Genomic DNA, 12,362 nt, shown 5'->3' with positions numbered 1-12,362 from the left:
TCAAAAGGTCCGTGGATTACTCGTCAGCGTTATCGCTGTTGTCGCTGTCATCACTGTCAACGCTTTCAGCGCCTTCGTGCTCAGGACGGTCGCGACGCTCACGGCGCTCACTGCGGTTTTCTTCAGCCTTGAGCATCTCGGATTGGCCGGTAACGGCTTCTTCGCGACGGATGACCAGGTTACGGATCACTGCATCGTTGTAGCGGAAGTTGTCTTCCAGCTCGGCCAGGGCCTTGCCAGTGCACTCAACGTTCAGCATCACGTAGTGAGCCTTGTGAACATTGTTGATTGCGTAGGCCAGTTGACGACGGCCCCAATCTTCCAGACGGTGGATTTTGCCGCCGTCTTCTTCGATCAGCTTGGTGTAACGCTCAACCATGCCGCCGACTTGCTCGCTTTGATCCGGGTGGACCAAAAAGATGATTTCGTAATGACGCATGAATGCTCCTTACGGGTTGTAGCCTGCCGCTCAAAAGCGGTCAGACAAGGAGTGAATGACACTTATGGACTTGCCGGCGATGGACACATGCGTGCCTGCCGTCACAGCAAGGGGCGCAATTGTAGAGAAGGGACAGAAGCGGCGCAAGGCAATTGGTGATTATTTGAACAATCACCACAGCATGATCATTCCCACGCAGAGCGTGGGAATGATCATTGCACCTGGCTCAGGACTTCTTGGCGGTCGCGGCGGCTTTGACGCCGCGCTGGCGCAGGGCTTCGAACAGGCACACGCCGGTAGCCACGGAAACGTTGAGGCTGCTGACGCTGCCGGCCATTGGCAAACGCACCAGATAGTCGCAAAGATCACGCGTCAGGCGACGCATTCCGCTACCTTCTGCGCCCATGATCAGGATGGTCGGGCCGGTCAGGTCTTGCTGATACAGATCCTGCTCAGCCTCCCCCGCCGTGCCGACAACCCACAAGCCGCGTTGCTTGAGCTTTTCCAGGGTGCGCGCCAGGTTGGTCACGGCCACCAACGGAATCACTTCCGCGGCACCACAGGCGACTTTACGCACAGTCGGAGTCAGGGTGGCTGACTTGTCTTTCGGAACGATCACCGCCAAGGCACCCGCCGCGTCGGCAGAACGCAGGCAAGCACCGAGGTTATGCGGATCGGTCACGCCGTCGAGCACCAGCAGCAGCGGCGCACCTTCGGTACGGTCGAGCAGCTCGTCGAGCATTGCCTCGCCCCAGACCTGGCTTGGACTTACCTCTGCCACCACGCCCTGGTGCACGCCTTCAACCCAGGCATCGAGCTCACGACGCTCGGCCTGGCCGACCGCAACGCGGTTTTCGCTGGCCAGTTCGATCAGCGTCTGAACGCGCGGATCACTGCGGCCTTCGGCCAGCCAGATCTGCTTGACGCGTTTCGGGTGGTGACGCAACAACGCTTCTACGGCATGCACGCCGTAGATTTTTTCCAACTGACTCATGACTTGGCCTTAGGTTTACGCGCCCCGCCGCTTTTGGCTGGAGCCGAGCCCGCTTTTGGCGGGCCTTTACGGTGTTTACTTGGTTTGGCTGGTTTACCGCCGGAGGCCTTTTCAGGCGCCGACCGCCCGGTCTTTCCCCCAGACGCCGCTTTACCGCCGCTCTTCGCTTCGGCCAGCAACGCCTGTTTCATTTCACGACTTTTACGTACTTCGGCGTTTTTCGCTGCGGCATCGCTCGGGCGATAAGCCTCGACCGCTTTTTCCTTCGCCGGACCACGACGACCGGTTTTGGCCGGTGCCGGTTCAGCAGCCGTCTTGGCGGCAGGCGCCGAGGTCTCTGCACCACGCTTCTTGCGGCCAATCGGCGCGCTGATGGTTTTTTCAGCCATCTCGAAGTCGATCTTGCGCTCGTCCAGGTCAACCCGCATCACGCGCACTTCAACGGTATCGCCGAGGCGGAAGCTGCGACCGGTACGCTCACCGGCCAGGCGGTGATGCACAGGGTCGAAGTGGTAGTAGTCGCCCGGCAAAGCGGTCACGTGGACCAGACCTTCGACGTAGATATCGGTCAGCTCGACGAACAGGCCAAAACCGGTCACCGCGGTAATCACACCCGGGAACGACTCGCCCACGCGATCTTTCATGAACTCGCACTTGAGCCAGTTCACCACGTCGCGGGTTGCTTCGTCGGCACGACGCTCGCTCATCGAGCACTGCTCGCCGAGCTGCTCCAGCGCCGCTTCGTCGTACGGATAAATGCGCGCTTTCGGAATGGTCATCGCCCCGGCACGACGCACGTGTGGCGTGTCTTGCTTGGAGTGGATGACACTGCGAATCGCCCGGTGCGTGAGCAAGTCCGGGTAACGACGAATCGGCGAGGTGAAGTGGGTATAGGCTTCGTAATTCAGGCCGAAGTGGCCCTGGTTATCGGCGCTGTACACCGCCTGGCTCAACGAGCGCAGCATGACGGTCTGGATCAGGTGGAAATCCGGACGATCCTTGATCCCGGCCAGCAACGCCTGGTAATCCTTCGGCGACGGGCCGTCCTTGCCTTTGTGCAGGGACAGGCCAAGCTCGCCGAGGAAGGCGCGGAGTTTTTCCAGACGCTCCGGTGGCGGACCATCGTGAACCCGGTAGAGCGCAGGGATTTCGTGTTTTTTCAGGAACTCGGCGGTGGCCACGTTGGCCGCCAGCATGCATTCCTCGATCAGCTTGTGCGCGTCGTTGCGCACAGTCGGACGGATTTCGGCAATCTTGCGCTCGGAACCGAAGATGATTCGGGTTTCCTGCGTTTCGAAATCGATTGCGCCACGCACGTGACGGGCTGCCAGCAACACCTTGTACAGCGAGTAGAGCTGCTTGAGGTGCGGCACCACGTCGGTGTATTCGCCACGAAGCTGACGAGCTTCGGTGGTTTTCGGTTGTTCCAGCATTGCGCTGACCTTGTTGTAGGTCAGGCGAGCGTGGGAGTGAATCACCGCTTCGTAGAAGCAGTAGTCGGTCATCTCACCGGTTTTGGAGATAGTCATCTCGCAAACCATGGCCAGGCGATCGACATGCGGGTTCAGCGAGCACAGGCCGTTGGACAGCTGCTCAGGCAGCATCGGCACTACGCGCTCGGGGAAGTACACAGAGTTGCCGCGCACCTGGGACTCGGCATCCAGCGCCGAACCGATCTTCACGTAGCTGGAAACGTCGGCAATCGCCACGTACAACTTCCAGCCACCGGAGAACAGCCGCAGCTTGCCCGGTTTCGCTTCGCAGTAGACCGCGTCATCGAAGTCGCGAGCATCTTCGCCGTCGATGGTAACGAACGGCAGATGACGCAGGTCGATGCGCTTCTCTTTGTCTTTCTCTTCGACTTCCGGCTTGAGCTTGGCGGCTTCTTTAAGCACCGCTTCCGGCCAGACGTGGGGAATGTCGTAGGTCCGCAGGGCAATATCGATTTCCATGCCCGGCGCCATGTAGTTGCCGACCACTTCCACCACGTCGCCTTGCGGCTGGAAGCGTGGGGTCGGCCAGTGCGTGATCTTTACTTCAACGAATTGGCCGATATTGGCGTTGGCGTTACGACCCGGGGTGACCAGCACTTCCTGCTGGATCTTCGGGTTGTCGGCCACCACGAAGCCGATGCCGCCTTCCTCGAAGTAACGACCGACGATGCTCTCGTGAGCACGCGAGACCACTTCGACGATCACGCCTTCGCGGCGACCACGACGGTCCAGACCGGAAACCCGTGCCAGCGCACGGTCGCCGTCGAACACCAGACGCATCTGCGCCGGGCTCATGAACAGGTCGTCGCTGCCGTCGTCCGGGATCAGGAAACCGAAGCCGTCACGGTGACCGCTGATGCGGCCCAGGATCAGGTCGAGCTTGTCTACCGGCGCGTAAGTGCCGCGACGAGTGTAAATAAGCTGAGCATCGCGCTCCATGGCGCGCAGGCGGCGGCGCAGGGCTTCGATCTGGTCTTCTGTGGTCAGACCAAACTCTTCTACCAGTTGCTCGCGGTTAGCAGGCGAACCCCGATCAGCAAGGTGCTGAAGGATCAGTTCGCGGCTAGGAATAGGGTTTTCATATTTTTCCGCTTCACGAGCGGCCTCGGGATCGAGGGACTGCCAATCGGCCATTAGAGAGTTTTCACCTTGTCTATATGCGGGTTAGTTTGGCATAGGCGTAATGAAACGGGAAATTTCAGGCTCCTGGAGGCCCTAAAAGGCCCTTCCTCCGCCTGGAAAGACAGCATCAAGCACCGCTCGTAAAATTTTCCAGGTTTTTTTGAGTTCAGGGGTTTACAGTTAAAAGGACGCTCCGTATAGTGCGCGCCATCGACGACGCAGACGCATCTCGATACTGCCCAGATGGTGAAATTGGTAGACACGCCAGCTTCAGGTGCTGGTGACCGCAAGGTCGTGGAAGTTCGAGTCTTCTTCTGGGCACCAATTTCGAGCTTGAGATTAGTTCAATTTCAAGGCTCACACAAAAACCCGCGAAAGCGGGTTTTTGCATTCTAGCCATTTGATTTATTAAAACTAAATCAGGGGTTTACAGATCAAAACGCTCTCCGTATAGTGCGCCACATCAACAGCGGCAACGTTGCTGATACTGCCCAGATGGTGAAATTGGTAGACACGCCAGCTTCAGGTGCTGGTGACCGCAAGGTCGTGGAAGTTCGAGTCTTCTTCTGGGCACCAATTCAAAGTTCAAGGTCAGCGATCTTGAATCTCACAAAAACCCGCGAAAGCGGGTTTTTGCGTTTCTGGCTTTCGGAAAACCAAAGCCCCGCATCCACAACCATAATCCCGACGCGATCCGTAGCAGCTGGCGAAGCCTGCGTTCGGCTGCAAATCAGTCGTAGAACCTAAGTGCAAGTTCGACCTGAATGACCGCATTCTCTGATTTCACGACTGCTTCGCAGCCGAACGCAGGCTTCGCCAGCTGCTACAAGAGCCTGTCGCAGTCGCGCTAACAAGCACGCACCCGCCCTGCAAGACGCACTTGAGAAACAATATCGTTTATCATTGTTGCAAGTTTTTGCAATGCGACAGTGAGGAACCCAGCCAATGATGTTTCGAAATACCCTGCGCCGCGGCCTGACCATCACTCTGCTGGGGCTGACCCTGGCAACGCCATTCACCCAAGCCGCCGAAAAAGTTTCCCTGACGCTCTACAACGGTCAACACAAGGAAGTCGGCGACGCTGTCGCCAAAGCCTTCGAAGCCAAGACCGGCATTCACGTCAATGTACGCAAAGGCAGCAGCAACCAACTGGCCAGCCAGATCGTCGAAGAAGGCAATCGCTCGCCTGCCGACGTGATCTACACCGAAGAATCGCCACCGCTGAACAAACTCGGCGAACAAGGCCTGCTGGCGAAGACCGACGCCGCCACGCTGGAAGTACTGCCCAAGGATTACGTTGCCGGTAATGGCACCTGGATCGGCATCACTGCCCGGGTCCGCGTGGTCGCCTTCAACCCAAAACTGATCGATGAAAAAGACCTGCCCAAATCGGTGATGGGATTCTCCGATCCGAAGTGGCAGGGCAAAGTTGGCTTCGTGCCAAGCAGCGGTGCGTTCCAGGAACAAGCCGTGGCAATCATCAAGCTGCACGGGATGGACGCCGCCGAAGAATGGCTGACCGGCCTGCGCGCTTTCGGCAAGGTCTACAGCAACAACATGGTGGCGCTGAAAGCCGTGGAGAATGGCGAAGTCGCCACCGTGCTGGTGAATAACTACTACTGGTTCGCCTTGCAGCGCGAAAAGGGCACGCTCGACTCGAAACTGCATTACTTCACCGGCGGCGATGTTGGCGGCCTGATCACCGTGTCCAGCGCTGCCGTGCTCAAGTCCAGCAAACACCCGCAAGAAGCCCAGCAACTCCTCGCCTACATGGCCAGCGAAGAAGGTCAGCGCGTGATCACTCAAACCACCGCCGAATACCCGCTTCGTAAAGGCCTGGAATCGGACCGCGGACTCAAGCCGTTCAGTGAGCTGCAAGCGCCGAATGTCACCCCTGCCGACCTTGGCAACGCTGAAGCCGCACTGGACCTGGAACGCGACGTTGGCCTGAACTGATGAGTGCATCGCTGAGCGCCTCCGCATCACGCGGGGGTTATGTGCCACGGCGTAAACGACCATCGATCTGGCTGTTGTTGCCGGTATTGCTATTGGTCTGCCTGAGCCTGCTGCCGCTGTTGTATGTCGGACTCAAAGCCTGGCAAGCCGGCTGGGCGCAAGCACTGCATCTGCTGTGGCGGCCGTATGTGTTTGGCCTGTTGCGCAATACGCTGCTGCTGATGGTCGGCGTGACGGTTGCCTGCGCGATCATCGGCCTGTCGCTGGCCTGGCTGCTGGAACGCAGCAACTTGCCGGGTCGGCGCCTGTGGGGCGTGATCCTCTGCCTGCCGTTCGCCGTACCGGCCTTCGTCAGCAGCTTCACCTGGGTGTCCCTGAGCGCCAGCTTCGAAGGCCTGGGCGGGGCGATTCTGGTGATGACCCTGTCCAAGTACCCGCTGGTGTTTCTGCCGGTGGCAGCGACGTTGCGCAATCTCGACCCGGCACTGGAAGAGTCCGCCCGAACCCTGGGACAGAACCGCTGGGGCGTATTCTTCAAGATCACCCTGCCCCTGCTCTGGCCTTCGCTGCTGGCCGGGTCGTTACTGATTGCCCTGCACATGCTGGTGGAGTTCGGCGCGCTGTCGATCATCGGCCTGCAAACCTTCACTACCGCGATCTATCAGCAGTTCGAGCTGGAGTTCAGCAACGCCAACGCGGCGATGCTTTCGGCAGTGCTGCTTGCGCTGTGCCTGATTCTGCTGTGGCTGGAGCTGCGGGTTCGCGGCAAAGGTCGGCATGTACGAATCGGCCAAGGCGCGGCGCGACATGCCGAACAGGTTCGGCTGGGCGCATGGTCTGCGGCCGGGCAGCTCTATTGCCTGGCGCTGGCGATCATCGGCAGCGGAATTCCGCTGGGAATGTTGGCGTACTGGCTGGCTGTCGGCTCTTCGGCCGCTTTCCCGGTGGCGGCGATCAGCGAAGCCTTGCTCTCGTCACTGGCGTTGTCGTTGGGCGGCGCAGCGCTATGCCTGGCGCTGGCAGTGCCGGTTGGCTTGCTGGTGGTTCGCTATAAGGGTCGCCTGGCGCTGTGGGCCGAGCGCCTGCCGTATCTGCTGCATGCGCTGCCAGGATTGGTAATCGCGCTGACGCTGGTGTACTTCGCCCTGCACTATGTGCCGGCGCTGTATCAGACCTCGGGCTTGCTGCTGATCGCCTATGCGTTGTTGTTCCTGCCGCTGGCCCAGGCGCCGATTCGTACGGCGCTGAACAAGGCGGCACCGCAACTCGAAGAAGCAGCGCGGACGCTCGGCGCTTCGTCGCTCAGCGCCTTTGTGCGGGTGACGCTGCCGATCATCTTCCCGGCGCTGGGTGCCGCGTTTGCGCTGGTGTTTCTGGATGCGATGAAGGAGCTGACGGCAACGCTGCTGCTGAGTCCGACCGGGCTCAACACCTTGGCCACAGAGGTGTGGGCACACACCGCGAATGTCGAGTTCGCGGCAGCGGCGCCTTATGCGGCGCTGTTGATTCTGGTGTCGGGATTGCCCGTCTATCTACTCACGACGCGGATGTATTTGAGCCGCTGATAAGCATCGCGGGCAAGCCTTGCTCCTACAGGTGTTGTGTCATACCCCTTGTAGGAGCAAAGCTTGCTCGCAATGACGTCAGCCCGACCAACAAAAATCTTAAGCCCGAAACTGCCCCAAGCTCGCTTTCAGCTGCGCCGCCAGGCTGTCCAGCACCTTGCCGCTGGCTGTAGTTTCCACCACCGCCTGAGCCGCACGCTCGGCCTGAGCATGAATGGTCTCGACCCGCCCACGCACCGCGTGCGCACCTTTGGCCTGATGAGCTGCGGCCTGAGTCGCCAGACCGATGGCCGCATGTACCTGCTCGACGGAAACCTGCACCGATTGCTGCAAGCGCGCACTGTCGCGCAATACCAGCAAACCTTCGCTGGCCTGACGCCCCGCCTGCCCGATCGCCGCTACGGCCTCGCGAGCGCCTTGTTGCAACGCCCCGATGTGCGCCTGAATGTCGCCAGTCGAGCTTTGAGTCTTGCTGGCCAGCGCCCGCACTTCATCGGCCACCACCGCAAAACCACGCCCGGTCTCACCCGCCCTCGCCGCTTCGATCGCCGCGTTCAGTGCCAGCAAGTTGGTCTGCTCGGCGATCCCGTGAATCACCTCGAGCACCACTTCAATCTGCTCGCTCTGCTGCGCCAGACGCTCGATGACTTTGGCCCCGGTATCGACTTGTCCAGCCAAGGCTTCGATCAAGCTGCCAACCTGCGCCGAGGTGCGAGTGTTTTCATCCGTTGCTTGACGAATATCCACCACCTGTTGCAACGCCGCCTGCATCGCGTGGCTTTCAGCCTGCGCCTCGTCAGCCATTTGCGACAAGGCACGCAAGCTCTCCGCCACTTCATCGCGCTGGGATTTCGCCGCCGCATCGGCGCCGGCATTGCGCTTGCTCATGGCACCGATTTCCACACCGGTGCGCTGGGCCACATCACCCGCCTCGCGAACGATCGGCTGCAACTTATCCACAAAGCGGTTGACCGCCGACGCCATGTCACCGATTTCATCTTTGCTGTTGATCTGCACGCGCTTGGTCAGGTCGCCATCACCCGCGGCCAGATCCTCCATTGCCGCGATCAACAGCTTCAGGCGATTGACCACCCGTCGTCCAAGCACGACCGCCAGTAGCAGCAAGACCCCAAAGCCGACCAACGCCAGCGCCATGCCGATCCGCCAGCGCAAGGTCGCCGCAGCTTCCTGAACGGTGTTGGTGGTATTGGCTTTCATTTCGGTGGCCGTGGACTGCGCCGACTGCAAACGCGAGCGCATGGCCGTGGCGCTATCAGCTGCAGCGCCCTTGAGGCTGTCGCCGACCAGCTGATCACTGCTGGCGATCAGCGCCGAGAAGCGCTTGTCGAGGGCCAGCAGGTCTGTTTCCACCGTCGCGGTGGAGACCCCCATCAGCACCTTGCCGATTTCCACGCCATTGGGGTTGATCGAGGCTTCGAGGTAGTAGACCGAAGGATCGTGTTTCGCCGCATCCAGCACTTTATCCAGCGCCCGCTCACCCTGGCCTTTTTCCAAAAGGGCCTGGTTGATCGGGTTTTCCCGGTTCAGATAGCGGGTCAGGTGCTGGCCGGTGGCGTCGTCATACACCACGAACAGTACGTTCGGATTGCGCTGGGCCCGACGGGCGAACTCGGACAGCGTTGGAACGTCGCTGTCCCACATCGCGCGGGGCGCGACCGACGCCAGGAGCTGAGCCATGTCATTGGCCGAGTCCTTCAGGTCCTTTTCCAGGGCCGCACGCAGTTGCGCCTGCTCGTCCTTGAGTCGTGAGGACAGGCCGGCGGTCAGGCGCTGACGGGTACTGGTGGAGAGGTTATCAAGACTTGAGGTGACTTCACGCCCGGCCTGCTCGAGTTCGCCAGAGAGCTTCTGGCTATCGACGCCGAGACGATTGCCCAAATCAGCTTCCAATGCGGTCACTGTGCTCCGGGTCAGTGCGACAGCCACCAACACTTGCACCAACAGGGCGATACCAAGGGTAACGAACACGGGCCGCAACAAACGGCTTTGTAACAGTGAGAGAACGGCCGACACAGGAAATCCCTCTACTTGCACGCCATTAAATTGATGGCACTCTGGAACAGAGATTCACAGCAAAGGTCATGCCGCCCGACAGGCATAAATGACAAAGGGCCCGATTAAGGGCCCTTTGTTTTTTACATCAACGACTTATCAAGCAAACGGGTGACGCAGAACGATGGTCTCGTTGCGGTCCGGGCCCGTCGAAATAATGTCGATCGGCGCACCGACCAACTCTTCGACGCGCTTGATGTAGTTGCGAGCAGCCTGAGGCAACTCTTCCAGGGTCTTGGCGCCCAGGGTCGACTCGGTCCAGCCCGGCATTTCTTCGTACACCGGCTCAAGACCGATGTAGCTGTCGGCGTCGGTCGGTGCGTCGATCACTGCACCATCCTGGTTTTTGTAGCCCACGCAGATGTTGATGGTCTCAAGACCGTCCAGTACGTCCAGCTTGGTCAGGCACAGGCCCGAGATGCTGTTGACGTCGATGGCGCGACGCAGGATGACGGCGTCGAACCAGCCGCAACGACGGGCACGACCGGTGGTAGCACCGAATTCATGGCCACGCTTGGCCAGGAACGCACCAACGTCGTCGAACAGCTCGGTCGGGAACGGGCCCGAACCCACGCGAGTGGTGTAAGCCTTGGTGATGCCGAGGATGTAATCCAGGTACATCGGGCCAAAACCCGAACCGGTCGCGATGCCGCCAGCGGTGGTGTTGGAGCTGGTGACGTACGGGTAGGTACCGTGGTCGATGTCCAGCAGGGAGCCTTGGGCGCCTTCGAACATGATGTCTTTGCCGTCGCGACGCAGGTTATGCAGTTCGGCGGTGACGTCGAGCATCATCGGCTTCAGCAGCTCGGCGTATTCCATGCACTCATCCAGGGTTTTCTGGAAGTCGATGGCCGGCTCTTTGTAGTAATTGACCAGTACGAAGTTGTGGTAGTCCAGCAACTCGCCCAGCTTGGCGGCGAAACGCTCGCGGTGGAACAGATCACCGATGCGCAGGCCACGACGTGCAACCTTGTCTTCGTAGGCCGGGCCGATGCCACGACCGGTGGTGCCGATCTTCAGCTCGCCACGGGCCTTTTCACGAGCCTGGTCCAGCGCTACGTGGTAAGACAGGATCAACGGGCAGGAAGGGCTGATACGCAGGCGCTCGCGCACCGGTACGCCCTTCTCTTCCAGCTTGATGATCTCGCGCAGCAGGGCGTCAGGTGCAACCACCACGCCGTTGCCGATCAGGCACTGCACGCCATCGCGCAGCACGCCCGACGGGATCAGGTGCAAGACGGTTTTTTCGCCGTCGATCACCAGCGTGTGGCCAGCGTTGTGGCCACCTTGGTAGCGCACTACGGCGGCAGCATGTTCGGTCAGCAGATCAACGATCTTGCCTTTGCCCTCATCACCCCATTGGGTGCCCAGGACTACGACATTCTTACCCATAACACTTGTCCTCATTCGCGCAAACTTGGTGCCGGCAGCCGCCGGCAGGGAAACTCAAGAAGCCAGCGGCAATACTTGCCAAAGCCCGTTCTGCTGAATCAATTGCCGGTCGCAGTCCGCATCACGGGCGGCGGCCAATGGTTGCCCAGGCAATGCCTGAACGACACGCTGACCCTCACTGCGCAACTGGCAAACCTGCTGCCAGAGTGCTGCATCCGTACTGTCAGGCATCCAGATACCGCCAGACGGTAGCTCGATTTCAGCACGCCCCAGGGTCACCAGGGTTTTCAAATCGGTAGAGAAGCCAGTCGCCGGACGGGCACGACCGAAGTCGGCGCCGATGTCGTCGTAACGACCGCCCTGAGCAATGGACTGGCCAACACCCGGCACGAATACCGCGAACACCACGCCGGTGTGATAGTGATAACCGCGCAACTCGCCCAGATCGAAGTACAGCGCAAGATCCGGGAAACGCACGGACAAACGCTCGGCAATCGCCAGCAAGTCGTCCAGCGCCGCCAAAACAGGCGCCGGCGCGTTAGCCAGGCGTTCGCGAGCGGCAACCAGCACTTCACGACCGCCGCACAGATCAACCAGTGCCCGCAGCATGCCCGACAAATCGGCAGGCAGGCCTTCGGTCAAGGTAATGACCTCATCGATGGCCTTGCGTTGCAGGGCATCGAACAATTGTTGCTCGACCTCACCGGACAAACCGGCGGCACGCGCCAGGCCACGGTAGATGCCGACATGGCCAAGATCCATGTGCACATCCGGCACATCGGCCAGTTGCAGCATGGCCAGCATCAGGCTGATGACTTCCACGTCGCTGCTCGGGCTGGCATCGCCGTACAACTCGGCGCCCAGCTGGATCGGGCTACGCGAGGTCGACAACGCCCGCGGTTGCGCATGCAGCACGCTACCGGCGTAGCACAGACGGCTCGGGCCTTCGTGACGCAAGGTGTGCGCATCGATGCGCGCCACTTGCGGCGTAATGTCGGCACGGAAACCCATCTGCCGGCCCGATTGCGGGTCGATGACCTTGAAGGTCCGCAGATCGAGGTCCTGGCCTGCGCCAGTCAGCAGGGATTCCAGGTACTCGATATGCGGGGTCACGACGAACTCGTAACCCCAGCTCTGGAACAGATCCAACACCCGACGACGCGCGACTTCAATGCGCGCCGCCTCTGGTGGCAGTACTTCTTCGATGCCATCTGGCAGCAGCCAGCGGTCTACCGTTGCCATTACGCCATTCCCCTATGATCCGGGCCGCCAGCCCTCGGGCCGGCCTTGAGTGAAGCAGAAAATGTCTGAACCATACGCATAAGTCA

Annotated in this window: 8 protein-coding genes and 2 tRNA genes; 4 read left to right on the top strand and 6 right to left on the bottom strand. The window is 60.3% G+C overall.

Translation table 11 applies throughout. The features are described from left to right. Positions 1 to 16 precede the first annotated feature (16 nt). From rpsF to rnr, 3 genes are all read right to left on the bottom strand, one after another. Complete coding sequence (rpsF, locus tag AO353_RS13210; RefSeq protein WP_054595362.1) at positions 17 to 439, bottom strand: 30S ribosomal protein S6; 423 nt, start codon at positions 437 to 439, stop codon at positions 17 to 19. A gap of 226 nt (positions 440 to 665) precedes the next feature. Continuing rightward, complete coding sequence (rlmB, locus tag AO353_RS13205) at positions 666 to 1,433, bottom strand: 23S rRNA (guanosine(2251)-2'-O)-methyltransferase RlmB (protein ID WP_054595361.1); 768 nt, start codon at positions 1,431 to 1,433, stop codon at positions 666 to 668. After that, entirely contained in the window at positions 1,430 to 4,060 is a 2,631-nt protein-coding gene (rnr, locus tag AO353_RS13200) for a ribonuclease R (protein WP_054595360.1), read from the bottom strand. Before rnr ends, rlmB begins: the two co-directional genes overlap by 4 nt. 225 nt (positions 4,061 to 4,285) lie before the next feature. Between rnr and AO353_RS13195 the strand changes: the two genes are divergently transcribed. From AO353_RS13195 to AO353_RS13180, 4 genes are all read left to right on the top strand, one after another. Next, a tRNA-Leu gene (locus AO353_RS13195) sits at positions 4,286 to 4,372 on the top strand. Between the two features lie 165 nt (positions 4,373 to 4,537). Further along, positions 4,538 to 4,624, top strand: a tRNA-Leu gene (locus tag AO353_RS13190). 369 nt (positions 4,625 to 4,993) lie between these two features. Next, positions 4,994 to 6,004 carry an extracellular solute-binding protein gene (locus AO353_RS13185; protein WP_054595359.1) on the top strand — a complete coding sequence of 337 codons (1,011 nt, stop codon included), beginning with the start codon at positions 4,994 to 4,996 and terminating at the stop codon, positions 6,002 to 6,004. Continuing rightward, positions 6,004 to 7,569, top strand: a complete 1,566-nt coding sequence (locus AO353_RS13180; RefSeq protein ID WP_054595358.1) for an ABC transporter permease — start codon at positions 6,004 to 6,006, stop codon at positions 7,567 to 7,569. The genes AO353_RS13185 and AO353_RS13180 overlap by 1 nt, the downstream gene beginning before the upstream one ends. A 99-nt stretch (positions 7,570 to 7,668) precedes the next feature. Here the strand turns inward: AO353_RS13180 and AO353_RS13175 are convergent, their stop codons facing one another. From AO353_RS13175 to AO353_RS13165, 3 genes are all read right to left on the bottom strand, one after another. Next, entirely contained in the window at positions 7,669 to 9,603 is a 1,935-nt protein-coding gene (locus AO353_RS13175; protein ID WP_054595357.1) for a methyl-accepting chemotaxis protein, read from the bottom strand. A gap of 138 nt (positions 9,604 to 9,741) precedes the next feature. Continuing rightward, the gene (locus AO353_RS13170) at positions 9,742 to 11,034 is read right to left on the bottom strand and encodes an adenylosuccinate synthase (RefSeq protein WP_054595356.1); all 1,293 of its coding nucleotides are present in this window, start codon (positions 11,032 to 11,034) and stop codon (positions 9,742 to 9,744) included. 54 nt (positions 11,035 to 11,088) lie between these two features. Next, positions 11,089 to 12,276 (bottom strand): ATP phosphoribosyltransferase regulatory subunit, encoded by a 1,188-nt coding sequence (locus AO353_RS13165; protein ID WP_054595355.1) that lies wholly within the window; start codon positions 12,274 to 12,276, stop codon positions 11,089 to 11,091. Between the last annotated feature and the right edge of the window lie 86 nt (positions 12,277 to 12,362).

The organism is Pseudomonas fluorescens (assembly GCF_001307155.1).
Classification (GTDB): domain Bacteria; phylum Pseudomonadota; class Gammaproteobacteria; order Pseudomonadales; family Pseudomonadaceae; genus Aquipseudomonas; species Aquipseudomonas helvetica.
The sequence above is the reverse complement of the archived record's forward strand: the minus strand, read 5'-3'. Positions and strand labels throughout refer to the sequence as shown.